Here is a 24,918-nt window from a genome sequence, read left to right as displayed (position 1 = left end):
CTGCGACCAAAAAAGGAAAATCCATGCTGACCGTTATCTCTCCCGCCAAGAAAATGGACTGGACCCCACGCGACGTCGCTATGACGACGCCCGACCTGCAGGAAGATGCGGTCGCCTTGGTCAAGGTGGCCCGCGAGCTGAGCGTTGGCGATTTGCAATCATTGATGCACCTGAGCGAGAAACTGGCCAAGCTGAACCGCGACCGTTTCACCGCGTTCGAGGAAAATCCGTCCCCCGATGTTGTGCGCCCCGCTGCCTTTGCCTTTGCTGGTGACACCTATCAGGGGCTGGAAGCGACCAGCCTGGACCCTGATGAACTGGATTATGCCCAAGATCACCTGCGCATTCTGTCGGGGCTTTATGGTGTGCTGCGCCCCTTGGATGCCATTCAGGCCTACCGGCTTGAGATGGGCAGCCGATTGAAAACGCCGCAGGGCAAATCGCTTTACGACTATTGGGGCGCGCGTCTGTCCGAAGCGTTGAACGAACAGGCGGAACAGACCAATAGCAAGGCGTTGGTGAATTGTGCCAGTCAGGAATACTTCGGCGCGGTCGACCTTAAGGCGCTGGTGCCGACGGTTGTGACACCACAGTTCATGGAAGATAAATCGGACGGCAAAGGGCCCAAGATTGTCAGCTTTTACGCCAAGAAAGCCCGCGGGGCGATGGCGCGTTTCGTGATGCAGAACCGGCTTACCGACGCCGAGGCGATCAAGGATTTCGATATCGGCGGGTACACATGGCAGAAAGAGCTGTCGACGCCGGAAAAACCTGTATTTGTGCGGCCCTATCCCACCAACTGACCCTCCAGCGGGAAAGCCGCGTTGGGGCAGTAACGGTTAAGGAGCGCCACAAGCTCCGCCTTGCGCAAGGGTTTGGTGAGGAAATGATCCAGCCCGGCGGCGAGTATCCTTTCCTTTTCGTCCTGAATGGCATGCGCTGTCAGCGCGACAATCGGGCAGCTGCTCGCCCCGTCTTCCAGCGCACGAATGGCGGCGGCGGCGTCTTTTCCATTCATCTTGGGCATAGAAATGTCCATGAACACCAGATCGGGCCGGAAGGTTTCAAACAGCGCAACTGCCTCTTGCCCGTTGGTGGCAAGTTGCAGGTCGATGTTCAGCCGTTGCAGCATCTTTCGAAGCACCAGACGATTGGTCTTATTGTCCTCGGCCGCCAAGACCCGCATCGGACGGGTACCAACAGGCACCGGCTGCATCGTTGACACTTCGGCCAGCAGCTCGGTGACACTGATCGGGTTCTTCATGATCCGGCGCACGCTCGTATCATCCATACTATCGCGGATTTTGTCGGGAGTCTGGCTGTACAGGATTACCTCGGTCGCGGGGTCGGAGACGTGCACCGCGCGGGCAAATTCGATCCCGTCCATATCGGGCAGCGTGTCGTCGACAAGCAGCAGATCAATACTGCCGTCCAGCGCGGCCAGCCCCGCTTCACCGGTGCCACAGGACGTCACGCGCACACCGATATGTTCCAGATTGCGCTGCAAGATCGATCGGCAGATCGTTTCCCTTTCGACAATCAGGACATGGCGCAGGAAGGGGGGGGGCTTAAGCGGTGGCGCGGCACTGTCCTCTTGGGCCTTCAGGGGCAGTTCGAAGCCGAAGCACGACCCAACCCCATGCTCTGACGTGACCCAAATCTCGCCCCCCATCAGTTGTACCAGACGTTGGCAGATAGCGAGCCCCAGTCCCGTCCCCTCTGCATTGGGGCTGGGGTCACTGCTGGCTTGGGTAAATTCCCCCATGATATGTTCAATCATGTCCGGCGCGATGCCGATGCCCGTATCCTCGATAGAGATTTTGATCAGCACGTTGCCAGAGCCCGCGTCGGGCAGCCCCGTGGCGCGGATCAGGATATGTCCATTTTGCGTAAACTTGACAGCATTTCCCACCAGATTGGTAAGCACTTGCCTGATGCGCCCTGCATCCCCGACCAGTTTGCGCGGCAGAAACAGGTCGTAATCCAGCGCGAGGTCCAGCCCCTTTTGCACCGCAAGGGGCTGTAAAAGCAGCAGTACTTCTTGGAAAACACGTTCCAGATCAAACGGGGCGGGGTGGATGCTCAGCCGGTTTGCCTCGATGCGCGAGAAATCCAGAACGTCGTTGATGATGACCAGCAACGCTTCGCCAGAGGTCTTTATGGTGTCAACATATAGGCGTTGGTCTTGGGTCAGCGCGGTATCGCCAAGCACCTCCGTCATGCCTACGATCCCGTTCATAGGTGTGCGGATTTCGTGGCTCATCTTGGCAAGGAAAAGCGATTTCGCGCTGTTGGCTGCCTCGGCCGTGGCGCGGGCATCGACGAGCTTGCGTTGATATTCCACGGTTTCGGTAATGACGCGGGCGAGTGATACGATATCACCGCCTTTTCCCCTTTGATCGACAATCTTGATATATGCGCCATTCCAAAGCTTTATGATGATGGGTGCCGGAGCCTTTTGCTGCGATCGCAGAAGCATCTTGGCGCGCCATTCCTCTGGCGTGCGGCGCCCGATGTTAACGATCCCTTCATCGGTGAGCACGCGAAGGATGGTAGAGTAGCTGACACCCGGACGGATGGCATCAATACCGTCGAACACGGCCAGATAAGACCGATTGGCCATGATCATTTCATTGTCTTTGTTGAAAAAGGCAAAGCCGTCGTGGATGGTTTCGACCGAATGCCACAGCCGGCGTTGGGTCAGTTCGATCTGTTCCCGCGCGGCACATAGATCGGACATCACCCGTTTGTTTTCGCCGCGGATGTTTTCAACCTCCGCCCGTGTTTCAGAAATCTCGACAGAGACAGTTTGCGCGTGGTCATCCAGCTTGCGGTAAGCGGCACAAAGCTCTGCCTGGGTTTGTTCAAGCAGCGCTTCCACCTCTGCGCGGCGGCGTTGTTCATGGGCAAGCTGGTCAGCTGGTTTCATCCAAAGCTCCGAATCCCTCCTATCGGGGGGATCATGGGGGGCTTGGGGTGAACAACTGCTTAAGCGTTGCGTGATTTATCGGGCGGCGGAGTTGTTTTTAAGGTTAACGCCGTCCTTCGCGCAGCCATGCGGCAAGGATCAGGGCGCTGCCCAGCAACAGGACGAGCCACGCGGGCAGGATCGGCATCTGCCGCACGTCACGTGTTTCATAGGCGTTGCGAGGGGTTAGCCCGATCCATCCACGTCCGGCTGCGGGGCGCCCGACACGTATGTCGCGGAGGCGAGGCAGGCCGTCTTCGATCCGCGCGACACCACCGCGCAGGGGCGCAAGGACGGGGGCGAGGGCTTCGTCGCTGGCAATCGTTTCCACAAACTCCCGCGGGGCGGCAGGGCCCAAACCGATCACCGCGCTTTGGTCGCCATTTTCCAGCCGGTACAGGCCAATCTCGGGGCCTTCGTAAACCCCTTCGAAGACACCCGGCGTGGCTGGCGAAAGCGTGATCTCTGCCGTGCTGCCATCGGGGTTGGTCAGGGTGACAGGGGGGATGTCGTCCCCCAGCGTGCGACGGGTGATGCGCATGGTCTGGCCTTCGGCTGTGGCGGTCAGGGCCTCTTCCTCAAGCTCGGGTTCTTTCATCATCCAGTGGGCCAGCCGTCGCAACAGCTCTAGTTGCGGGCCGCCACCTTCATAGCCACGGTTCCACAGCCACGCATGATCAGACGCCATGAGCGCAACGCGCCCTTCTTCCACACGGTTCAGGATCAGCAGCGGCCGGTCATCTTCGCCGGTCATCACCACATGGCCCAAGGGATCGGCCACATCGATCTGCCGCAGCCAACGTCCCCACGTTTCCTGTTCTGGCAAGCCGCTGGTCACCGGATGGCGGTGCCCCAGTTCAGAGACCAGCGGGCGGTAGGGCTGTTCGATCACCCGCGCGGTCGGCGTGGCGGGCAAGACCTCTCCGAGGGGAGAACGGTAGATGCTGTCGGCGCTCGCGAAATCCGCCCCGGCAGCGACCAGCACAGCACCCCCGCCGCGCACATAATTCGCGACGTTTTCAAGATAGAGCGAGGGCAGGATGCCGCGGCGTTTGTAGCGGTCAAAGATGATCAGATCGAAATCCTCGATCTTTTCCATGAACAGCTCGCGGGTGGGAAAGGCGATCAGCGAAAGTTCGTCCACCGGCACGCCATCCTGTTTTTCCGGCGGGCGCAGGATCGTGAAATGCACCAGATCGACAGAGCTGTCTGATTTCAGCAAATTGCGCCACGTACGCCCGCCCTGATGCGGCTCCCCGCTGACGAGAAGCACCCGCAGACGGTCGCGCACCCCGTTGATCTGGATCAGCGCGGCATTGTTGCGGTCGGTCAGCTCTCCTTCGGCCTCGGGCAGCGAGAACCGGATCACATTGCGCCCGCCGTGGGGCAGGGTGACGGGAAGTTCCAGATCTTGCCCCACGGGGACGCGGAAGGTCTGTGGCGGCTCCCCATCGACCGAAATTTCAAGCGGGGCCAGCGCGTCTTTTTGCGGGGCGGCCCCGAGGTCGTCGATGCGCAGGGTCAGGGTCACGGGTTCGCCGATGATGGCAAAGGCAGGGGCGTTGCGGACGGACAGGCGGCGATCCCAATCGCTGTGCTTTCCGGTCATCAACAGATGCATCGGTGCGGGCAGATCGACTGGCAGGTCGGCGTCGTGAATGCGTCCGTCACTAAGCGCAAGGATGCCTGCGATACGGGCGCGCGGCTCTTCGGCAAGCACCTCTGACAGGGCGGTCATCAGCTGCGTGCCGCTATCGCCTTCTCCATCGGGCACGGTCACGCGGCGCAGTTCCGTGTTCTCGCGCGCGGTGATCTGTGCTGCCAGCGTCTCTGCGGCGGCGGTGGTTTGTGCGGGCCGGTCTGCGAGGGATTGGCTGGCGCTTTCGTCTTCCAGCATCACGACAATATCGGTCAGCGGCGCGCGGTCTTCCCGCTGCACGGAGGGGCCAGAAAGCGCCGCCAGAACGACGAGCATCGCCGCCCCCCGCAGCGCCCAGCCTTGCAACCCGCGCAGCACCGCCAAGACAACGGCCACCAGCGCCAGTGCGGCAACGCCCCATAACATCGGCAGCGGAATCAGCGGGTCGAAGATGATGGTTGATGTCATTGGCCCAACCTGTCCAGCAGCGCAGGCACATGCACCTGATCGGATTTATAGTTGCCGGTCAGCACATGCATGACCAGATTGACGCCAAAGCGGTAGGCCAGCTCGCGCTGACGTTCCCCAGCGAAACCGCGCCCGATGGGCACCATCGGCGCGCCGTTCGAGGACACGGCCCAGGCCGCAGCCCAGTCATTACCACCGATGACAACCGGGCTCACCCCGTCATTCAGATTGCGGAACGGCATCCCCTCTACCTGTTCTGCATCGGGGGGCGATGCCTCTACCCACAGATCGCGCCCGCTGTGCCGTCCGGGAAAGTCCTGCAGCAGATAGAACGTGCGGGTCAGCACGTGATCCGCAGGCAAGGGTTCAAGCGGGGGGATGTCCAGCGGCGCGGCGAGGTCTTGTAGCTTGCGCCCATTGGGGCTGGCGGCCCCGAAGCCCGCGATATTCGCATCACGTGTGTCGAACAGGATCATCCCGCCGGAGCGCAGATAGTCGTTCAGCTTGCGATAGGCCGCATCCGATGGGCGGGGCTGATCGGGGGTGATGGGCCAGTATAGCATTGGGAAGAAGGCGAGCTCATCCCGCTCCAGATCCACACCGATGGGGTTGGCAGGTTCGACCGAGGTGCGGAAATAAAGCGTATCCGACAACCCGCGCAATCCGGCATCCGACATCTCGTCGACCGACGCGTTGCCGGTGATCACATAGGCCAGCGTCATCTCCGCCGTGGCGTTCAGGGCAAAGCTGTCGTCCGCCTGGGCGTCGGCCTGCGTCGGTGCATAGATCAGCGCCGCAAGAATCAGCCCTGCGGCATTGCTGTGCTTGAGCAGCCGCCCCGACAAGGAAAGCGACGCGATGACATCAGCGAGCAGCAGCAGGATCGACAGGGACAACAGCCAACCGGCAAGCGGCTGTTCATCGGCCACATCAAGCCCACGTACTGGCACATCCGCTGGCCATGCCGCGGGGGTCAGGGTGGTATCTGCAACCACCACATTGCGCGCAATGCGCCGATCGCCAGAGGCATAGACCCCCGGTTGCAGGTCTGGGCCCGCAGCCGCGGCCATCAGATCAGCCCCGTCCACACCGGGCAGCGTACCCGCGTCAGACAGTGTGCCAAACCCGTCCATCACGCGCAGGGGCGTCCACGTCGTGCCCTGCAGGTCCGAAGCCTCGATACCGGCGGAAGATGAAGAAATCGCTAACCGTTCCATCATCTGAACAAACAGCCCCGACAGCGGCAGCGTCGACCACTCGGCCGTGGCTGTCACGTGAAACAATACGATCTGCCCCTGTCCTACCTGCTTGCGGGTGACCAGCGGGGTGCCATCGCTCAGCGATGCTATCACACGCTCTGCCAGTGTCGGGTCGGGCTGCGCGACGACCTGGGCCGAGACGGTCACATCCTGCGGTATCTCTAACCCGTAGAAAGGAGAGGACTCGCGGAAGCTGTCCAGCGTTTTCGGGGCGCCCCAGCTCATTGCGCCGCCGACACTGCGGCCACCGGCACGCAGGCGCACAGGCATCAGCGGGTCTTCGGTATCTCGGCTGATGTCGCTGGCAGCGATGCGTGGACCGGCGAAACGCACCAACATGCCACCAGCTTCGATCCAGTCGATCAAGGGGGCCTGCTCTGCCTCCGATAGGGTCGCGATATCGGCCAGCACGATCACATCTGGGTTTGCGGGCAGCACATCGCCAATCCCCCCCTCAATCAGATCGGCGGCGGGGGCCAATGCCTGTTCGATGTAGTGCAGGGGGGACAGCAGCTCCAGCCCCTCGCGGTTTTCGCGTCCGGCGATCAGCCCAACCTCGCGCCGCCGCAACGCATCATCCACCAGCGTCGCCGCCCCGGCGGAGCGTTGGCCCGCGATGTCGAAACGCGTGATCCGCGCGCGCAGCTCTGCGGGCAGGGACAAGGCCGCGCTGGCCTGTGTTGATCCTGCGTCAAATGTGGCCGGAACGCTGGCAAGGGCGCGGATATTGCCCGCGGGATCACGGCCCTGCGCGGTGATGGTCACCGACCGCTCGGCACCAGCGAGGGCGCGCTTGACGGTCAGGGTAATCGCCCCGTCCTCATAGGTCGCGGGGGCCAGTGCCAGTACGTCTGCGCCAGTCTGATAGACCTCGACGCTGCCCTTGCCCTGAAGCGCATCAAGCACCGCGTCGCGCCCGGCATAGGCTAGCCCGTCGCTGAACCACAGGGTATCGAAACCGCTAAGCGTGTCCGCGATCTCTATCGCGCGGTCAATGTCGGCGGGGGCGGGCTGCCAAGGGGCGGGATCAAACCCGGCCAGGCGGCTGCGCCATGCGTCAGCGGATTGAAAGGCGGGTGCTTCTGGTCGGGTGAGGGTCAGAAAACCGACAGTGCGACCAGCGCGTGCCGCACGGGTCAACTGCGCCTCTAGCGCTTCGGTTTGCTGCGGCCAACGCGTGGCTCCTGCCCACGACCCGTCGAGCACGATCAGCAGCGGGCCGGTGCCTTGGGTCTGTTCCTCTTGCGGGTTCAGGATCGGTCCGGCCAGCCCGATGATCAACGCGGCCACCGCCAGCATGCGCAGCAGCAGCAACCACCACGGCGTGCGATCCGACACGCTTTCATCATCGCTCAGCCCAAGCAGCAGCGCCACACCGGGAAAGCGGCGTCGGATCGGTGCAGGCGGCACCGCGCGCAGGATCAGCCACAGGATCGGCAGCGCCAGAAGCGCCAGCAGCATCCACGGCGCGGTAAAGCCGATGCCCCCCAGAACGGTCATGCTGCCCCCCCGCTGCGCGTATCCAGCGCCGCATAGAGCCACAAAAGCGCCGATTGTGCGGTGTTGTCGGTGTGGTGCAGCCCGTACTGCCAGCCGGTCAGGGCACAAAGCTGCCGCAGCTCTGCCTTGCGCGCGGCGAGCCGTTCCAGATAGCGGTCTTTCAGGTCGTTCGCTTTCAAGGTCTCGTGGCGCAGCGTGCCGCCAACGCTTTCAAAGATGGTGCGACCGGTGAAGGGGAAGGCCTCTTCCGAGGGGTCCAGCACATGATACAGCACGCCGCGCACCCCGCGGTCCGCCGCTTTGGTCAGCGCGGTGGTCACCCCCGCAAGATCCCCCATGAAGTCAGAGATAAACACAGCCCGTGCATGGGGGATCATGGCGCGATGTTCCGGCGGGGCGTAGTCGGCGGCGTCGTCCTGACACAGGGCTTCGGCAAGGCGCAGGATCTGCGGCCTGCCAGATCGCGGGGGCAGGGCGCTGCCGGTCAGCCCGACCCGTTCACCGCCCCGTTGCAGCAGGATCGCCAGCGCCAACCCGATCAGCCGCGCGCGGTCGCCCTTCTGTTCCAACGCAGCCGTCGAGGCAAAGCGCATGGACGCCCCCTGATCGACCCAAAGCATGACCGACTGCGCGATCTGCCATTCGCGTTCGCGCACGAACTCATGGTCCCCCATGGCCGAACGCCGGTGATCAATGCTGCGGCGGCTATCCCCGGCTTGTGCCGGACGGTATTGCCAGAAATCATCCCCGACCCCTGCGCGTCGACGCCCATGGGCCCCCAGCAGGACTGCACCGGCCAGATGCTCTGCACGGGCCAGCAGCGCGGGCAAACGGGCGGCTTGCTCCTCTGATCGGATGCGAAGGGTGTCGGGGCTGTTCACGCCGCGGCCTTTTTCCCGATCAGGCTGGCAGCGGTTGTGTCAATCAGCGCAGATAGGCTGTCGCCTCGGGCGCGCGCCGCGAAGTTCAGCGCCATACGGTGCAGCAACACAGGACGGGCCATATCGATGACATCCTCCGCCGACGGTGCCAGACGCCCCTGCAACAAAGCGCGCGCCCGCACCGTCAGCATCAACGCTTGCGCGGCGCGTGGGCCGGGGCCCCACGCCACGGTATCGCGCACTTGCGGGCTGGCATCAGGCCCGTCAGGGCGGAAGGCGCGGACCAGATCAAGGATCAGCTCGACCACCGATTCACCCACCGGCATCTGCCGCAGCAGCGTTTGCGCGGCCAGTAGCTCTGCCGTGGTAAAGACGGGGGCGGCCTGCGCATCGGTATCCCCTGTGGTGGCCAGCAGAATATCCCGCTCTGTCTCCCGGTCGGGGTAGGCCACGTCGATCTGCACCAAAAAGCGGTCAAGCTGGGCCTCGGGCAGCGGGTAGGTGCCTTCTTGTTCAATGGGGTTCTGTGTGGCGAGCACGTGAAACGGATGCCCCAAGGCGCGGTCCTGTCCGGCGACGGTCACGGTCTTTTCCTGCATCGCCTGCAGCAAAGCCGACTGGGTGCGCGGCGAGGCGCGGTTGATCTCGTCCGCCATCAGCAACTGGCAAAAGATCGGCCCCTCGACAAAGCGGAACGCGCGGGTGCCATCGGCGGCGGTGTCCAGCACCTCTGACCCCAGAATATCGGCAGGCATCAAATCGGGCGTGAACTGGACCCGATTGCCATCCAGCCCCATTACCGTGCTCAGCGTTTCGACCAGCCGCGTCTTGCCCAGACCCGGCAGACCGATAAGCAGCCCGTGGCCACCGCACAGCAGGGCCGTCAGCGTCAGATCAACGACCCGTTGCTGCCCGATGAAACGCCGGTTGATCGACGCCTTCGCCTCGGCCAGCTTTTCGCCAAGCGTCTCGATTTCTGCTACCATATCGCGGGCTTGGGTCATGACTTTTGCGTCCTCGGGGTTATATCAGTTAGATGTAAGTGTATCGTGTGAACAGGAAATGGCAAAAGCAATGAGTGGACAAAAAACCGTGACCCCGACAGCAGAAAGCCTTGCCGCCTCTGTTTCCGCCGCCAAAACACGCGGATTGCCGCCGGTTGAAAAGTGGAACCCCCCGTTTTGTGGTGATCTGGACATGGAGATCAAACGCGACGGCACCTGGTTCTACCAAGGCACCCCCATCGGACGCATCGGGCTGGTAAAGCTGTTCGCATCGATTCTGATCCGCGAAGAAGATGATTACTTCCTTGTGACGCCGGTTGAAAAAGTCGGCATCAAGGTCGAGGACGCCCCCTTTGTCGCCATCGATTTCGAGGCCGAAGGCAGTGGCACCGATCAGACGCTGATCTTCCAGACAAACCTGGAAGACATCGCCGTCGCAGGCCCCGATCTGCCGATCCGAGTTGAGCGCGACCCAGAAGATGGTGAACCCGCGCCCTACGTCCGTGTCCGCCGCAACCTGGAGGCGCTGATCGACCGCAAAAGCTTTTACCGACTGGTCGAGCTTGGCGTGCATCACGAAGGCTGGTTCGGCGTATGGTCGGACGGCAGCTTCTTTGGTATTATCCCCTCGGACGAACTGCCCGATTGATCCTGCCTGCCACAGCGCGACGATAGCGGCCCGAACCGGATGATCCTTCATGAAGCCAGCCGCGAACCTTACTCTGCTGTGGCCCGAGCTGCCCTATCTTGACCGTTTTGCCGCCGCCGCAAAGGCGGGGTTTACCGCCGTAGAGGTGCTTTTCCCCTATGATCTGGCGGCCAAAGAGACGCTGCGCGCCTGTGTCGCCAACGGCTTGCAGCTGATCCTGATCAACGCCCCGCCGCCCAATTACACCGGCGGCGCTCAGGGCTTTGCGGCGGTGCCCGAACAGGCGGCGCGTTTCCGCGTCGATATCCAGCGGTCGTTTCGATATGCCACCACGCTCAAGGTCCGCTATCTGCATGTCATGGCGGGCAATGGGCAAGGCGCGCTGGCGCGGCAGACCTTCATCGACAATCTGATCTGGGCGGCTGATATCGCGCCCAAGGGGCTTACCCTGACGGTTGAACCGCTGAACCCCGTCGCGATGCCGGGGTATTTCATGAACGACTACGCGCTTGCCGCCGATGTGCTGCGTGCTGTGAACCGGCCGAACGTCGGGCTGCAGTATGACAGCTACCACGCGCAGATGATCCACGGCGACGCGGTGGCGGTGTTCGATCAATACAAAGACCTGATCGTACATGTGCAGCTTGGCGACGCGCCCGATCGCAGCGCGCCCGGTACGGGTACGGTTGATTTCCCCGCGCTCTTCGCCGCCCTGCGCCGCGCGGGGTATCGCGGCTGGGTCAGTGGCGAATATATCCCCGGCCCACGGACCGAGGACAGCCTGGGCTGGATGACACTCAGCTAGCCGCAGGGGGCACTTCAGAGGCGATTAATGCGCCTCCGCCCAACTCGCCCCGACGCCTGCATCCACGTCGAGCTTCACATCCAGTTTGACCACCGGATCGGCTGCATTCTCCATCACCTGGCGTGCGGCGGCGATCAGATCGTCCTCGGCCCCTTTCTCCACCTCGAACAGCAATTCATCGTGGACCTGCAACAACATGGTGGCGGGCAGATCCTTGATCGCGTCGGGCATGCGGATCATCGCGCGGCGGATCACATCGGCGGCGGTGCCCTGAATAGGCGCGTTGATGGCCGCCCGTTGGGCAAAACCTGCGCGGGGGCCCTTGGCGCTGATCTCGGGCGTGTGGATCTTGCGCCCGAACAGCGTCTGCACAAAGCCATGCTCTTTGGCGAAGGCCTTGGTGTCATTCATATAGGTGCGGATGCCGGGGAAACGTTCGAAATATCGGTCGATGAACCCCTGTGCTTCGGCGCGCGGGATACGCAGGTTGCGCGCCAGACCAAAGCCCGAGATGCCATAGATCACGCCAAAGTTGATCGCCTTGGCCTGACGGCGCACGTCCGAGGTCATTTCGTCCAGCGGCACGCCGAACATCTCTGATGCGGTCAGCGCGTGAATGTCGATCCCGTCCTGAAACGCCTGCTTAAGCTCGGGGATATTGGCGATATGCGCCAGAATCCGCAGCTCGATCTGGGAATAGTCAAGCGCGACCAGTGCCTTGCCCGGCTCTGCAACAAAGGCCTCGCGGATGCGGCGCCCTTCTTCGGACCGGATCGGGATGTTTTGCAGGTTCGGATCGGTCGAGGCCAGCCGCCCGGTCGACGCCCCCGCGATGGAGTAGGAGGTATGCACCCGGCCCGTGTCGGGGTTGATGTGGTCCTGCAGCGCGTCGGTATAGGTCGATTTCAGCTTGGACAGCTGCCGCCAGTCCAGCACCCGCGCGGGCAGGTCATGTTCTGTCGCGAGGTCCTCAAGCACATCGGCACCGGTGGCATAGGCCCCCGTCTTGCCTTTCTTGCCGCCTTCCAGCCCCATCTCGTCGAACAGGATTTCCCCCAGTTGCTTGGGCGAGCCGACGTTGAATTTGCGCCCGGCGAGCTCATAGATCTCGTCCTCAAGCCCCGCCATCTTCTGGGCAAAGGCGTTGGACATCCGGCTCAGCGTATCGCGGTCCACCTTCACGCCAGAGCGTTCCATTGCCGCCAAAACAGGCACAAGCGGGCGTTCAAGCGTTTCATAGACCTTCGTCACCCCGACGCGGTGGAGCTGGGGCTTGAACAATTGCCACAGACGCAGAGTGATATCCGCATCCTCGGCGGCATATTTCACCGCATCGGCGAGCGGCACCTTATCAAAGGTGATGGCCGATTTGCCTGTCCCCAGCAGCGGCTTGATCGGGATCGGTGTGTGCGACAGATAGCGTTCAGACAGCGTGTCCATCCCGTGGCCGTGCAGCCCGGCGTGCATCGCGTAGGACAGCAGCATCGTGTCGTCGATGGGCGCGACGTTGATCCCCAGCTGAGCGAAAATCTTGCTGTCGTATTTCATGTTCTGCCCGATCTTGAGGATCGAGGGATCCTCCAGCATCGGGGTCAGCAGGCGCAGCGCCTCTTCGGTAGGGATCTGCCCTTCGGCCAGATCATCACTCCCGAACAGATCATCGCTGCCGCGCGCCTTGTGGATAAGCGGGATGTAGCAGGCCTTGCCCGGTTCGACACAAAGCGAAACGCCGACAAGCTGCGCGACCATATCGTCCAGCCCGGTGGTCTCTGTATCGACGGCGACATAGCCGAATTCGTAGATACGGTCGATCCAGGCCTGCAGCGCGGCTGCGTCACTGACGTGTTCATAGAGCTCTGCGTCAAAGGGCACATCCGCCGCGGCGGGGGCATCGGCGGCGACCGGTGCCTCGGCGATGGTGGGGGCCTCTTTCCCCAGCACCTCGGCCACACGTTTGGACAGGGTGCGAAACTCCATCTCGGCCAGAAAGCCCAGCAGTTGATCTGCATCAGGGTCGCGCACCTCAAGATCGTCAAGGGTGAAGTCCAGCGGCGTGTTCTCGTCCAGCTTGACCAGATCGCGGGACAACCGAATTTGATCAGCATGGTCGATCAGGGTCTGGCGCCGCTTGGGCTGCTTGATCTCGCCCGCGCGCTCCAGCAGCGCATCGAGATCACCATATTCGTTGATCAGCAAAGCGGCCGTCTTGATCCCGATCCCGGGTGCCCCGGGGACGTTATCGACAGAGTCGCCCGCCAGCGCCTGCACATCCACCACACGGTCGGGATAGACGCCGAATTTCTCGAACACACCGTCGCGGTCGATGCTCTTGTTTTTCATCGCATCCAGCATTTCAACACCGCCGCCGACCAGCTGCATCAGATCCTTGTCCGAACTGATGATGGTGCAGCGCCCGCCCGCGGCCCGTGCCTGCACGGCGAGCGTGGCAATGATGTCGTCCGCCTCGAAACCTTCCTTTTCCTTGCAAGCGATGTTGAACGCTTCGGTGGCGGTACGGGTCAGCGGGATCTGCGGGCGCAGGTCTTCGGGCATGGCCTCGCGGTTGGCCTTGTATTTGTCATACATGTCATTGCGGAAGGTATGGCTGCCCTTGTCAAAGATCACGGCGACATGGGTCGGTGCATCCGGCCCTGTGTTGCCTTCGACATAGCGGTGCAACATGTTGCAAAAACCCGCCACCGCCCCAATCGGCAGCCCGTCCGACTTGCGCGTCAGCGGTGGCAGCGCGTGATAGGCGCGGAAAATAAACGCCGACCCGTCGATCAGATGCAGATGGTGACCTTTGCCAAATGTGCCGGACATGTCGGTGCTCCTCTTTCAGACAAGCTTTCTTGTGCCACGAAGCCGGCAAACTCTCCAGCGGCCAATTGCCCGCGACCGGCTTCATTTTGCCAAATAAACTCCCCGCGGAGCGTCCCTGCCTAGCGGGGCTCGCTTTGGTAAAGGTGCCAGGAGAGGCTCACCGACAAGGGGAGCGGCGTCCAGCGCCCAAACCGCAGCCCTGCCGCGCGGAGCTGGTCGCCGATCCAGACGTTGCAGGTGCGCAGGATGCTAAAGCGTCCTTTGGCGGCAAAGAATCCATCGGTGGCGGTATACCCATCCACATCGACACGTTGCGGCAGCCCGTCAGGGCCGGGGTCAAGCGCCGACCAGACATTTGCGACCAGCCTGCGGTACGCGCCTTCGGTCATCGTCACGGTCCGGCGTTCGGCGGTCGGGGCGATGGGGCCAATGACATCAATCCGCAGCACCGCGTCATCGCCGATAATCCCGCGCCAGACATTGCCGGGCTTCAATTCGCGATAGGTGGGGGTTTCCGTATAAAACTTGCGCGCCCCCCATCCGATGACAAGCCACCGCGCATCGGGATGCGATAGCGGCAGACCCCGCGTCTCGAGCGCGGCAAACCGCGGGCCCGAGATATCATCAATCGGGATCAGCAGATCATAGTGGATGGGTCCGTGGACCAGCAGCACCTCGCGCGTTGGCACCGCACGACGTTCATCAGAGGCAGGAGCGGCCCAGAGGGCGCCGATCACTGCGGCAAGCACAAAGCACGCGGGCAAAAGCGCAAGCGCGCCCAGCCATCGTAACGCTTTGGTCAGACCTTGCCCTCAAACTCGGCGTGGATGAACTTGCAGTCGCAGTACCCACATTCGACCCAGCCCTTGTCTTGCGGGATTTGCAGCCAGACGCGCGGGTGCCCCAAGGCGCCTTCGCTGCCGTCACAGGCGACGCGCCAGGTGTTCACAATGCGGGTTTCCGGTGCTTGGGATGTCATGCTGTCGTCCTTGGCTTTGATGCGCCCATCTTATGACCAAACCGCGCAGGCAGGGCAAGGGTGCGCCGTGTGATTTGGCCGCCCTCTGCTTACAAGTTTGTAAACTGCGTTGAATTAGGTTCACCATCGGCCACAGAGCCGCTAAAAGACGGAAAACCACTGTAAACCTGCGGAGCGGTCTCAGGATGAACACCCCAAAACCTGTCGTATTGTGCATTCTGGATGGGTGGGGCCTGCGCGATGACCCTCAGGGCAACGCGCCCCTTCTGGCAAAGACCCCGCATGTCGACCGGATCATGCAAAGCTGCCCTTCGGCGACGCTGACCACCTTCGGGCCTGATGTGGGTCTGCCACAGGGGCAGATGGGCAACTCCGAGGTGGGGCATACCAATATAGGGGCTGGTCGTGTCGTCGCGATGGATCTGGGTCAGATCGATCTTGCGATCGAGGAAGGCGCGTTTGCCACCCATCAACCGTTGCTGGACTTTGTCGAGACGCTGAAACAGACCGGCGGCACGGCGCATGTGATGGGGCTTGTTTCTGATGGCGGGGTGCATGGGCACCTGACGCATATGATTGCCGCGGTACGTGCGCTGCGGGCGCAGGGTATTCCGGTGGTGATCCATGCGCTGACCGACGGGCGCGATGTCGCGCCGCGCTCGGCCTTGGGCTATTTCGAGACGCTGCAAGCCGCCTTACCCGACGGGGCGACCATCGCGACGGTCTCGGGGCGCTATTTCGCGATGGACCGTGACAACCGCTGGGACCGTGTTGCCAAAGCCTATGAGGCGATCGTGCAGGGCAAAGGCAGTGCCGCCCCAACCGCCCGCGATGCGGTGAATGATGCCTATGGTCTGGACGAAAACGATGAATTTATCACGCCCACGGTGCTGGAGGGCTACACCGGCGTGCAGGACGGGGATGGGATCTTCTGCCTGAATTTCCGCGCTGATCGCGCGCGCGAAATCATGTCGGCGCTTGCGGATCCGGAGTTTGACGCCTTCGACACAGGTGCGCGGCCTACGTGGTCTGCGGTGATGGGCATGGCGGAATACTCCGACGCGCATGGGGCGTTCATGACCACCATGTACCCCAAGCCCGAGATCGTGAACACGCTTGGCGCATGGGTCGCACAGCACGGCCTGCGGCAGTTCCGCTTGGCCGAGACAGAGAAATACCCGCATGTGACGTTCTTTCTGAACGGGGGCGAGGAAACACCCACAACGGGCGAGGACCGCTATATGCCCAAGTCGCCGAATGTGGCGACCTATGATTTGCAGCCAGAGATGTCTTGCGCGGAAGTCACCGACCGCTTCGTGCAAGCGATCAAGGACCGCTACGACCTGATTGTGGTGAATTATGCGAACCCCGATATGGTGGGGCACACCGGTGATCTTGATGCCGCCATCGCGGCCTGCGAGGCGGTGGATACCGGCCTTGGGCGCGTGCTTGAGGCGCTAGAGGACGTCGGCGGCGCGATGATCGTCACCGCGGACCACGGTAATTGCGAAACGATGATTGCCCCCGAAACCGGCGGGGCGCATACGGCGCATACGCTCAATCCCGTGCCCGTGGCGGTTGTCGGCGGGCCCGATGGGGCCAGCCTGCGCAGCGGTCGTCTGGCCGATCTGGCGCCGACAGTGTTGCAGTTGATGGGGCTGGATCAACCGGCCGAGATGACGGGAAAGTCGCTGCTCGAATGATCCGCCTTTGCGCCCTTGCCCTGATGTTCTGGCCCGTCGGCGTGTTTGCGCAAACCGAGGCGGCAGAACAGGCGCGTCGCGCGATGGCCGACCTTGAAGCGGCCTCTGCCCAGTTGGACGCCGCAGATGGGGCGCGGGACCGCGTGCAGGCGCTGACCCAGACGATTCAGGCGTTTGAAACCGGCCTTGGGGCCATGCGCGAGGGGCTGCGTCAGGCGGCCATCAACGAGGCGCAGCTGAGCAAGAAGCTACAAGCCCGCGATGGCGAGGTCGCGCAGTTGCTGGGCGTGTTGCAAAGCATCGGCGGTAACCCGTCGCCCACCTTGTTCCTGCATCCTGAAGGGCCCGTTGGCACCGCACGCGCGGGTATGCTGCTGGCAGAGCTGACACCGGCCCTGAACACCCGCGCCGATGTCTTGCGGCAGGATCTTGAAGACGTGCAGACCCTGCGGGCGCTTCAGACCGATGCGGCACAGCGCTTGCAGGACGGGCTGACGGAAATCCAGCGCGCCCGGACAGAGCTTAATCAGGCGATGGCCAACCGGACCGATCTGCCCAAACGCTTCAACGAAGACCCGGTGCGCACCGCGATCCTGATCTCGACCTCGGAGACGCTATCGGGGTTCGCCAGCGGCCTGTCCGAGATGACCTCGGACCCGATTGCGGATGCGCCCGCCGATTTCGAAGGGCGGAAGGGCGACCTGACCTTGCCGGTACAGGGCGTGATCCTGCGCCGCGCCAATGAAACCGATGCGGCGGGGGTGACGCGCCCCGGGATTATCCTCGCGACCCGCCCGCGTGCCATCGTGACATCGCCGACGGCGGCGACAATCCGCTACACCGGCCCGCTGCTGGACCTTGGAAACGTGGTCATTCTTGAACCTCGGGCCGGGGCGTTGTTTGTATTGGCAGGGCTGGATGTGGTTTATGGCGAGGCAGGGCAGGTGATCGGGGCAGAGACGCCGATTGGCCTTATGGGCGGCCCGGCCGGCGTAAATCAACAGGCGCTGTCACCAAATGGTGATGGGGCTGGCGTGGAGCGTTCAGAAACGCTCTATATAGAAGTAAGAGAGAACAATGTTCCGCAGGACCCGTCAGACTGGTTCCGAACTGATAAGGATGGATAAACGATGAAGAAGTTCGTGATGGCTGCCGTGGGCGGTACGCTGGCAGGGGTAATTGCCACGACGCAGATTGCGGGCCCCTTGCTGGCACAGGAAACTGAAAAGAACAGCAACGTTTATGAACAGCTTGATCTGTTCGGCGACATCTTTGAACGCATCCGCGCGCAATACGTCGAAGAGGTCGACACCGAAGAGCTGGTAGAGGCCGCGATCAACGGCATGCTTACCTCGCTTGATCCACACTCCAGCTACCTGTCGCCGAAAGATGCGCTGAAGATGCGCGACCAGACCCGTGGTGAATTCGGCGGTCTCGGCATCGAGGTGACGCAGGAAGAGGGTTTCGTCAAAGTCGTTTCCCCTATTGATGGTACGCCTGCCTCTGAAGCGGGTATCGAAGCGGGCGATTTCATCACCCATGTGGACGGCGAAAGCCTGCTGGGGCTGACGCTGGATGACGCGGTCGAGCTGATGCGCGGCCCGGTGGGGTCAGAGATCGAGATTACCGTGGTGCGAGAAGGCGAGACCGAACCCTTCGACGTGTCGCTGGTGCGCGATACCATCCAGCTGACCGCGGTGCGCGCCCGTACCGAAGGCGACGCGGTTGTGCTGCGGGTCACCACCTTTAACGAACAGACCTACCCCAAGCTGAAAGAGGGTCTGGAAGAGCAGGTCGAGGCCGCCGGCGGCATCGAGAATGTCAGCGGCTTTGTCGTGGATCTGCGCAACAACCCCGGTGGTCTGCTGAATCAGGCTATCGCCGTGTCGGATGCTTTCCTTGAAGAAGGCGAGATCGTCAGCACCCGTGGCCGTGATGCCGCGGAAGGCGACCGCACCAACGCCACCCCCGGCGATCTGGCCGAAGGCAAGCCGATTGTGGTGCTGATCAACGGCGGCTCTGCCTCGGCTTCCGAGATCGTTGCCGGTGCCCTGCAAGACCACCGTCGCGCGATTGTCGTCGGGACCAAAAGCTTTGGCAAAGGGTCGGTGCAGACGATCATGCCGCTGCGCGGTGAAGGGGCGATGCGCCTGACCACAGCGCGGTACTACACGCCGTCGGGCCGCTCTATTCAGGCACTTGGCGTGTCCCCCGACATCATCGTCGCCCAGCCACCGGCACAGCCTGCGGACACCGAGGAAGAGGATGCAACAGCACGCCCCCTGCGGTCCGAAGCAGACCTGCGCGGCAGCCTGAACAACGACAGCCTGACCGACGATCAGGTCGACCAGATCATGGAAGACCGCGCCAAGGCCGAAAAAGCTGCGTCCTTGCGCGAAGAGGATTACCAGCTGGCCTATGCCATCGACATCCTCAAGGGTCTGTCCGCATTAGGCCCGAAGAAGTAAGCGCGGCGATCACGCGTTCGCATTAAAGACCGGTCCGAAGATAGGCGGGCCGGTCTTTTTGTTGGGCCAAGGGCGGGTGTTCAGCCCAGATAGACCTTGCCTTCGGGGTAGCGCACGCGGGGCACCGATTGCGTCGCCAGAAAGAACCCGATGGTCAGCGGGCCGACGCGGCCCAGAAACATCATCAGCATGATCATCGCGCGGCCGGTGCTATCAAGCTCTGCCGTGGCACCGCGCGACAGGCCGACGGTGCCAAAGGCCGATGTTGCCTCGAACGCGAGGTCGATAAACTCTCCGTCATGTTTGATCGACATGATGAAGATGCCCGTCAGGACCAGAAGGATGCTGATTGTGGTCAGCGCCATGACCTTGAACACTTCATCCGGCCCCATCGACCGACCAAAAGCATGCAGGCTGGTGCTGCGCCGGAAGAAGGCCACGGTGGCGAGGATCAGCACGATGAGCGTGGTCACCTTGATGCCGCCCGCCGTCGACGTGCTACCGCCGCCGACCAGCATCAGCGTCATGGTCATCAAGGCAGTACTCTCGTGAACCTCTGCGTAATCAAGCGTGTTAAAGCCCGCTGTCCGTGGGGTGACGGCCTGAAACCAACTGGCCCAAAGCTTGCTGCCAAGGTTGCCGAACTGGCCCAAGGTCGCGGGGTTGCGCCATTCCAGTGCTGCAAACAGCGCCCAGGCCAGCAGGATCAACACCACCGTGCCGGTGAGCATCAGCTTGCTGTGCAGGCTGAGCCGTCGCCAGCTGCGTTTTTCCCAGATATCGGCCAGCACGATGAAGCCGATGCCGCCGATGATGAACAGGGCGGGGATCACGACGTTGATAATCGGATCGCTGACCCAGTTACTCAGGCTGTCAGGGAACAGCGCGAACCCCGCATTGTTGAATGCAGAAATGCTTAGGAACACCGAATGCCAAAGCCCCTGCGCCAGACCGAATTCGGGCACGAAGACAAAGGCCATCAAGGCAGCGCCGATAAGCTCTGCCAGAATGGCGATCTTCAGGATCGCCATCACCAGCGAGGTCAGATTGTAGATGCTCGGCTGGTTCAGGTCCTCGCGCAGGATAATGCGCTGCGGCATCCCCAAAGGGATACCAAGTGCAGACAGCACCAGAACGGCAAAGGTCATCAACCCCAAGCCGCCCATCTGGATCAAAAGCGCGATGACCGCCTGCCCGAAGCCGGTAAAGGCGGTGCCGGTATCGACCACCGCCAGCCCCGTCACCGTAACAGCAGAGGTAGAGGTGAACAGCGCGTCCGACAGGCTGATCCCCTCAGTATTCGCCAGTGGAGTCCACAGGATCAATCCGCCCAGAACCACCATCGTCAGATAGATCAACACAAGCACGGCGGGCGGGGGCAGAAGCCGCCACGCGCTTTTCTGTGACTTTGAAAAGAGCTTCAAAGGCTTGCCGCAAAGCTGCGCAGGTCGGTGCGCTGCCCGAGCAGGATCAATAGATCGTCCCGTTGCAACGTGCAGTCCAACCCGTCGCGACCGATATATTCGGTGCCCCGCATCACCCCCAGACAGCGCAGGTCGAACTTCTTGCCGTATGACAACGTCTCGAGCGATTTGCCCTCAAGCGCTTCGGGGATGCGGAAGTTGACCACGTGGTACCCGTTCCCAAGGCTGACATAGTCGCGCACCAAGGGGTTGTGGATCACCTGGGCGATATGCTGGCCGACTTCGACTTCGGGGTGGATCACACGGTCGACCCCCAGTTTCGACAAGATGCGGTGGTGCGTTTTTGTCTTGGCCTTGGCCCAGATCGTCTCGACGCCCAGCAGTTTCAGGTTGATGGCCGACAGGATGCTTGATTCAAGATCACTGCCCATGGCGACCAACGCCATCGAACAGTCGCCCAACCCGGCCTCGCGCAGGGCGGCATCATCGCGGGCGTCCACGATCACGGCTTGGCTCAGCTTTTCGACATGGTTGCTGACGCGTTGGTCGTTCAGGTCCACGCCGATCACGTAGTTGCCAAAACGCTGCAGCTCGGTTGCGACCGTAGAGCCAAAGTTGCCAAGGCCGATCACGCCGATAGTCCGTCTTTTCACTGCCATCACGAGGGTCCTCTGAAGGGCTCAGTCTTGCCAAGGGATACATCGCGTCACAGGGGCAAGCAAGCAAGCGCCGTCAGGTCGTTTCGACGCAGTGCCGCCGGAACGCACGTTTCAGCATATCAAGCTCGGCGCGCAGCAAATCCACCTCGGCGCGCAAATCGGGGCCGGTGACCTCGTCCCCGATCAGGGTGATGCTGGCCAATGTCGCGCCAGACGCGCGGTCGACCACCAGCAATGTATGCAGCCCATCGGCGATTGCGGCTGCGGGCACAGGGATGCTGAGCACCCAGTGATCCGAGGACGCGTCATGTTCCAACTGCACCCCCGCGACATCGGCATCGGCATGGGTGACCGCAAGATCGGGTTTGCTATCGTCCGCGCCGGTCACGATCCCTTGCCAGGTGCCGTCGCGCATCTGGGTTTTGGTGAGGGTCAGGTTGCTCATGCGGGGCTCCTACAACTGGGCGCGGGGGCGGCGCGAAAAGGTCAGGTCACGCAGCATGATCTGGTTCATTTCGGGCCCTTCAAAAATCAGGTCGATCCAGGCTTTCTCGACGCGTTTTTCGTTCAGGTTGGAATAGGCGAGGTCGAATTCTGCCGTGACCTCGGATTTGTTCAGCGGCAGTTCCTGCACCATTTGTTCGGTGTTAGGCCCGTGGCGGATGTTCAGGCGGGCGAAAATCTCGATCGGTTTTTCCATCTCGATCACAGCGTCCACGCGCAGGACATGGGTGCGCTTCATCCCGTCAACGCAATCATCCTGAAGGTCCAGCACCAGCGACAGGAAAGACCCGTCGAAACGGTAGACCTCAAGCCGAAGCCCATAGGGCGCGAGATGGTTTTCTTCGAGGTTGCGGATTTGCCGGATGCCGAGTTCGGACAGGGAGCAGTCGTGGAAAATCGAGACCTCATCCCCCATGGTCGCCTTGGATTGCACCGACGACAGCCCCGATTTGGTCAAGGGCGCGCGCCAAAGCTGCGGGCGCCAGGACCAATCGGTGTTATGGGGCCGAGAGAACTTGTTAGAGCCGATGCGGGGCAGGGCAAGCCGGTCTTCGGCGGTGTAGATCAGCTTGTCCAGATGCCGACGCAAGGCGCGCGCTTGGCCTGCTTGTTTGCGCAGCACGGACAGTTCTGTCTGGGGGGCACGGTCGGCTTTGGCGGACCAGCGGCGGGTAAACCGCGCGATCAAGGCGCTGTCGATCAGCTTTTTCCCGAGTTTGCGCATGTGCCTGTTGCCCCGATTACGAATGGGTTGTTGGTCGTACCCTACCGCCTGTGGCCTGGGGGCACAAATGAAATGGGCCAAGGGGGCCGGCGCGCTAGTTGCGTTGCGCGACGGTGGTTTTTGCAGGTGCACTGGCGTCGATGCTGCGGGTGATCAACTGTGTCAGAACCCTTCGGCCAGAGGCGCTGACGATCTCGCCGCGTTCGGGGCCGTAGACGGCGATACCGGCGGTTTGAGTGCCCATCCGTGCGACGCCGCGCCATTGTTTGGGGGAAAGCCCACCGACAGGAATACGCCCCTGCGCGCGGAAGGTGACGCTTTGTTCGCCTTTCTCCACATCGCTCACATTCTGGAGCGAGGTTTCAGCCGCGATCTGCTGGGCGCTTGGCAGGGAGCCGGGTTTGGACTGGGTCAGGCTGACCGTGATCAACCCACGCGGTGCTGACCCCGCAGAGGCAGGGGCCCCTAATCCGTCACAGCGTGCAATCACGGCAAAGCGCGCCTCGAGGCTGGTTTGGTCGATGCAGAAACCATCGGGGGCGACCAGTTCGACCCCTCCGGCCATTTTCGCGCGTGACAACGGCGGCTTGGCGGCACCCGAGGACGCGCCAAGCCCCTGACCGCCCTCGCAGGCGGTCAGAAGCATCACGCCAAAGGCGGCAAGCGGACCTTTACAGGTCCATATAGTCATGTGTTTCCGCCTTCGCGCCGGGATGCGTCACCGCACCAAGATAGGTTGGGCCCACAAGCTGCGCGTATTTCCACAGTGCACCGCTTTGATAGTTGGTTTTGCGGGCACCGGGCCAAGCCGCTTTGCGCTCTGCCATTTCCTCGTCCGAGATATCGACAGAGATCGAACCGGTGATCGCGTTCAGCGTGATCATGTCGCCCTGTTTGAGCAAGGCAATCGGTCCGCCATGTGCGGCTTCGGGGCCGACGTGACCAACGCAGAAACCCCGTGTCGCGCCGGAGAAACGGCCGTCGGTGATCAGTGCCACCTTTTTGCCCATGCCTTGACCGGACAGGGCCGCCGTGGTCGCCAGCATTTCGCGCATGCCGGGGCCACCAGCGGGGCCTTCGTTGCGGATCACGAACACGTCGCCTTCGCTATAGGCGCGGTTTTGCACGGCTTCGAACGCGTCTTGTTCACATTCAAAGATCAGCGCCGGACCGGTAAAGACGATGTCTTCTTCGGACATGCCAGCGATTTTCACGATGGCCCCTTCGGGTGCCAAGTTGCCCTTCAGACCAACGACGCCGCCGGTCTTACTGATCGGTGTTTCGATCGCGTGGATCACCTTGCCGTCGGCCTCGCGTTCGATCTTGTCAAGCTCTTCACCGATGGACAGGCCCGAGGCGGTCAGACAGTCATCATGCAGCAGGCCGGCCTTGCGCAGTTCTTTCATCACAACAGGCACGCCGCCCGCGTCATACAGGTCTTTTGCCACATGCGACCCGCCGGGTTTCATGTCGACAAAATAAGGCGTGTCGCGGAAGATGTCGCATACATCGCTGAGGTTAAAGTCGATACCCGCCTCGGCGGCCATAGCGGGCAGGTGCAGACCGGCATTGGTCGATCCGCCGGTGCAGGCCACGATGCGCGCCGCGTTCTCGAATGCTTCGCGGGTGCAGATGTCGCGCGCGCGGATGTTCTTTTCGATCAGGTTCATGACGGCTTCACCCGAGGCCGCCGCATAGGCGTCGCGGGATTCATAGGGCGCAGGCATGCCAGAGGAGTTCAACAGCGCCAGACCGATCGCCTCGGACACGCAGGCCATGGTGTTGGCGGTGAACTGGCCCCCGCAGGCACCGGCTGTCGGGCAAGCGACGCGTTCCAGAACCTCAAGCGCGGCTTGCGACATGCTGCCGTTCTGATAGTTACCCACGGCTTCGAAAACGTCTTGCACAGTCAGGTCGCGGCTGGCGAAATCGGCAGGCACATCGGCCCCTTCCGGGACTTTGCCCGGCAGGATCGACCCGCCGTAGAGGAACACGGACGGCACGTTCAGCCGCAGCATCGCCATCATCATGCCCGGCAGCGATTTGTCACAGCCCGCAAGGCCGACAATCGCATCGTAGCAGTGACCGCGCATTGTCAGCTCTACCGTGTCGGCAATGGCTTCGCGCGACGCCAGAGAAGAGCGCATGCCCTCGTGGCCCATGGCAATCCCGTCGGTGACGGTGATGGTGGTGAATTCGCGCGGCGTGCCTTGCTGCGCCTTGACGCCGACCTTGACCGCCTGGGCCTGACGGTTCAGCGCGATGTTACAGGGGGCCGCTTCGTTCCAGCAGGTTGCCACACCCACCAGAGGCTGGTGAATCTCTTCTTCGGTCATGCCCATTGCGTAGTAGTAGGACCGGTGCGGTGCGCGCTCTGGCCCTTCGGTCACGTGCCGGCTTGGCAGTCTGGATTTATCAAAGCGGGTGTTGGTGGACATGTGGCAGGCCTCCCTGAGTGGAC

At 62.2% G+C, this 24,918-nt stretch carries 20 protein-coding genes; 6 read left to right on the top strand and 14 right to left on the bottom strand.

Features of this window, described 5'->3' with window-relative positions; translation table 11 throughout:
* Positions 1–23: 23 nt before the first annotated feature.
* On the top strand, positions 24–803 hold the full coding sequence (yaaA, locus tag AB1495_RS05255; protein WP_074636505.1) for a peroxide stress protein YaaA: 780 nt from the start codon (positions 24–26) through the stop codon (positions 801–803).
* Here the strand turns inward: yaaA and AB1495_RS05250 are convergent.
* The 5 genes from AB1495_RS05250 to AB1495_RS05230 all read right to left on the bottom strand — a co-directional run bounded on the left by AB1495_RS05250 (position 788) and on the right by AB1495_RS05230 (position 9,719).
* Positions 788–2,929, bottom strand: coding sequence for a response regulator (locus AB1495_RS05250; protein ID WP_074636503.1), 2,142 nt, complete (start codon positions 2,927–2,929; stop codon positions 788–790). The genes yaaA and AB1495_RS05250 overlap by 16 nt on opposite strands.
* A gap of 103 nt (positions 2,930–3,032) precedes the next feature.
* Positions 3,033–5,075, bottom strand: a complete 2,043-nt coding sequence (locus AB1495_RS05245) for a hypothetical protein (RefSeq protein WP_074636501.1) — start codon at positions 5,073–5,075, stop codon at positions 3,033–3,035.
* Complete coding sequence (locus AB1495_RS05240) at positions 5,072–7,834, bottom strand: DUF4159 domain-containing protein (protein WP_074636499.1); 2,763 nt, start codon at positions 7,832–7,834, stop codon at positions 5,072–5,074. Before AB1495_RS05240 ends, AB1495_RS05245 begins: the two co-directional genes overlap by 4 nt.
* Positions 7,831–8,715 carry a DUF58 domain-containing protein gene (locus tag AB1495_RS05235; protein WP_074636497.1) on the bottom strand — a complete coding sequence of 295 codons (885 nt, stop codon included), beginning with the start codon at positions 8,713–8,715 and terminating at the stop codon, positions 7,831–7,833. The genes AB1495_RS05240 and AB1495_RS05235 overlap by 4 nt, the downstream gene beginning before the upstream one ends.
* A complete protein-coding gene (locus tag AB1495_RS05230) occupies positions 8,712–9,719 on the bottom strand; it encodes a MoxR family ATPase (RefSeq protein WP_005850489.1) in 1,008 nt (335 codons plus the stop codon). The genes AB1495_RS05235 and AB1495_RS05230 overlap by 4 nt, the downstream gene beginning before the upstream one ends.
* 70 nt (positions 9,720–9,789) lie before the next feature.
* On the opposite strand from AB1495_RS05230, the gene AB1495_RS05225 reads away from it, so the two are divergent.
* Positions 9,790–10,368 (top strand): DUF1285 domain-containing protein, encoded by a 579-nt coding sequence (locus tag AB1495_RS05225; protein ID WP_074636495.1) that lies wholly within the window; start codon positions 9,790–9,792, stop codon positions 10,366–10,368.
* Between the two features lie 49 nt (positions 10,369–10,417).
* The gene (locus AB1495_RS05220; RefSeq protein WP_074636494.1) at positions 10,418–11,173 is read left to right on the top strand and encodes a hydroxypyruvate isomerase family protein; all 756 of its coding nucleotides are present in this window, start codon (positions 10,418–10,420) and stop codon (positions 11,171–11,173) included.
* A gap of 24 nt (positions 11,174–11,197) precedes the next feature.
* Here the strand turns inward: AB1495_RS05220 and polA are convergent, their stop codons facing one another.
* From polA to AB1495_RS05205, 3 genes are all read right to left on the bottom strand, one after another.
* Positions 11,198–13,996 carry a DNA polymerase I gene (polA, locus tag AB1495_RS05215; RefSeq protein ID WP_074636492.1) on the bottom strand — a complete coding sequence of 933 codons (2,799 nt, stop codon included), beginning with the start codon at positions 13,994–13,996 and terminating at the stop codon, positions 11,198–11,200.
* A 119-nt stretch (positions 13,997–14,115) separates the two neighbouring features.
* Entirely contained in the window at positions 14,116–14,733 is a 618-nt protein-coding gene (locus AB1495_RS05210) for a TIGR02117 family protein (RefSeq protein WP_244268942.1), read from the bottom strand.
* 62 nt (positions 14,734–14,795) lie between these two features.
* Positions 14,796–14,975, bottom strand: a complete 180-nt coding sequence (locus AB1495_RS05205; protein ID WP_005850479.1) for a zinc-finger domain-containing protein — start codon at positions 14,973–14,975, stop codon at positions 14,796–14,798.
* Between the two features lie 185 nt (positions 14,976–15,160).
* On the opposite strand from AB1495_RS05205, the gene gpmI reads away from it, so the two are divergent.
* From gpmI to AB1495_RS05190, 3 genes are read left to right on the top strand one after another with little or no spacing between them, the layout of a single operon-like run.
* Positions 15,161–16,678, top strand: coding sequence for a 2,3-bisphosphoglycerate-independent phosphoglycerate mutase (gene gpmI, locus AB1495_RS05200; RefSeq protein ID WP_074636489.1), 1,518 nt, complete (start codon positions 15,161–15,163; stop codon positions 16,676–16,678).
* Entirely contained in the window at positions 16,675–17,805 is a 1,131-nt protein-coding gene (locus AB1495_RS05195; protein WP_064216119.1) for a murein hydrolase activator EnvC, read from the top strand. Before gpmI ends, AB1495_RS05195 begins: the two co-directional genes overlap by 4 nt.
* A gap of 3 nt (positions 17,806–17,808) precedes the next feature.
* Positions 17,809–19,146, top strand: a complete 1,338-nt coding sequence (locus AB1495_RS05190; protein ID WP_074636487.1) for a S41 family peptidase — start codon at positions 17,809–17,811, stop codon at positions 19,144–19,146.
* 80 nt (positions 19,147–19,226) lie between these two features.
* Here the strand turns inward: AB1495_RS05190 and AB1495_RS05185 are convergent, their stop codons facing one another.
* The 6 genes from AB1495_RS05185 to ilvD form a co-directional block, all read right to left on the bottom strand.
* Positions 19,227–20,489 (bottom strand): TrkH family potassium uptake protein, encoded by a 1,263-nt coding sequence (locus AB1495_RS05185; RefSeq protein ID WP_197145973.1) that lies wholly within the window; start codon positions 20,487–20,489, stop codon positions 19,227–19,229.
* Positions 20,490–20,566: 77 nt separating this feature from the next.
* Entirely contained in the window at positions 20,567–21,229 is a 663-nt protein-coding gene (locus AB1495_RS05180; protein ID WP_005850470.1) for a TrkA family potassium uptake protein, read from the bottom strand.
* 73 nt (positions 21,230–21,302) lie between these two features.
* A complete protein-coding gene (locus tag AB1495_RS05175) occupies positions 21,303–21,674 on the bottom strand; it encodes a hypothetical protein (RefSeq protein ID WP_074636484.1) in 372 nt (123 codons plus the stop codon).
* Positions 21,675–21,683: 9 nt separating this feature from the next.
* Positions 21,684–22,457 carry a DUF6478 family protein gene (locus AB1495_RS05170; protein WP_074636482.1) on the bottom strand — a complete coding sequence of 258 codons (774 nt, stop codon included), beginning with the start codon at positions 22,455–22,457 and terminating at the stop codon, positions 21,684–21,686.
* A gap of 94 nt (positions 22,458–22,551) precedes the next feature.
* Complete coding sequence (locus AB1495_RS05165; protein ID WP_074636481.1) at positions 22,552–23,148, bottom strand: hypothetical protein; 597 nt, start codon at positions 23,146–23,148, stop codon at positions 22,552–22,554.
* Positions 23,129–24,895: a dihydroxy-acid dehydratase gene (gene ilvD, locus AB1495_RS05160; RefSeq protein ID WP_005850463.1), complete on the bottom strand. Its 1,767-nt coding sequence runs from the start codon at positions 24,893–24,895 to the stop codon at positions 23,129–23,131. The genes AB1495_RS05165 and ilvD overlap by 20 nt, the downstream gene beginning before the upstream one ends.
* Between the last annotated feature and the right edge of the window lie 23 nt (positions 24,896–24,918).

This window comes from Sulfitobacter pontiacus (genome assembly GCF_040790665.1).
In the GTDB taxonomy this organism is placed as follows: domain Bacteria; phylum Pseudomonadota; class Alphaproteobacteria; order Rhodobacterales; family Rhodobacteraceae; genus Sulfitobacter; species Sulfitobacter pontiacus.
Note: the sequence above shows the minus strand (reverse complement) of the source record. Positions and strands in the feature narration are given on the sequence as shown.

Excerpts from the sequence above, each read along its gene's own strand:
- yaaA (WP_074636505.1), top strand. The coding sequence starts at position 24 with ATGCTGACCGTTATCTCTCCCGCCAAGAAAATGGACTGGACCCCACGC.
- AB1495_RS05250 (WP_074636503.1), bottom strand. The coding sequence starts at position 2,929 with ATGAAACCAGCTGACCAGCTTGCCCATGAACAACGCCGCCGCGCAGAG.
- AB1495_RS05245 (WP_074636501.1), bottom strand. The coding sequence starts at position 5,075 with ATGACATCAACCATCATCTTCGACCCGCTGATTCCGCTGCCGATGTTA.
- AB1495_RS05240 (WP_074636499.1), bottom strand. The coding sequence starts at position 7,834 with ATGACCGTTCTGGGGGGCATCGGCTTTACCGCGCCGTGGATGCTGCTG.
- AB1495_RS05230 (WP_005850489.1), bottom strand. The coding sequence starts at position 9,719 with ATGACCCAAGCCCGCGATATGGTAGCAGAAATCGAGACGCTTGGCGAA.
- AB1495_RS05225 (WP_074636495.1), top strand. The coding sequence starts at position 9,790 with ATGAGTGGACAAAAAACCGTGACCCCGACAGCAGAAAGCCTTGCCGCC.
- AB1495_RS05220 (WP_074636494.1), top strand. The coding sequence starts at position 10,418 with ATGAAGCCAGCCGCGAACCTTACTCTGCTGTGGCCCGAGCTGCCCTAT.
- polA (WP_074636492.1), bottom strand. The coding sequence starts at position 13,996 with ATGTCCGGCACATTTGGCAAAGGTCACCATCTGCATCTGATCGACGGG.
- AB1495_RS05205 (WP_005850479.1), bottom strand. The coding sequence starts at position 14,975 with ATGACATCCCAAGCACCGGAAACCCGCATTGTGAACACCTGGCGCGTC.
- gpmI (WP_074636489.1), top strand. The coding sequence starts at position 15,161 with ATGAACACCCCAAAACCTGTCGTATTGTGCATTCTGGATGGGTGGGGC.
- AB1495_RS05195 (WP_064216119.1), top strand. The coding sequence starts at position 16,675 with ATGATCCGCCTTTGCGCCCTTGCCCTGATGTTCTGGCCCGTCGGCGTG.
- AB1495_RS05190 (WP_074636487.1), top strand. The coding sequence starts at position 17,809 with ATGAAGAAGTTCGTGATGGCTGCCGTGGGCGGTACGCTGGCAGGGGTA.
- AB1495_RS05185 (WP_197145973.1), bottom strand. The coding sequence starts at position 20,489 with ATGGTGGTTCTGGGCGGATTGATCCTGTGGACTCCACTGGCGAATACT.
- AB1495_RS05180 (WP_005850470.1), bottom strand. The coding sequence starts at position 21,229 with ATGGCAGTGAAAAGACGGACTATCGGCGTGATCGGCCTTGGCAACTTT.
- AB1495_RS05175 (WP_074636484.1), bottom strand. The coding sequence starts at position 21,674 with ATGAGCAACCTGACCCTCACCAAAACCCAGATGCGCGACGGCACCTGG.
- AB1495_RS05170 (WP_074636482.1), bottom strand. The coding sequence starts at position 22,457 with ATGCGCAAACTCGGGAAAAAGCTGATCGACAGCGCCTTGATCGCGCGG.
- AB1495_RS05165 (WP_074636481.1), bottom strand. The coding sequence starts at position 23,148 with ATGACTATATGGACCTGTAAAGGTCCGCTTGCCGCCTTTGGCGTGATG.
- ilvD (WP_005850463.1), bottom strand. The coding sequence starts at position 24,895 with ATGTCCACCAACACCCGCTTTGATAAATCCAGACTGCCAAGCCGGCAC.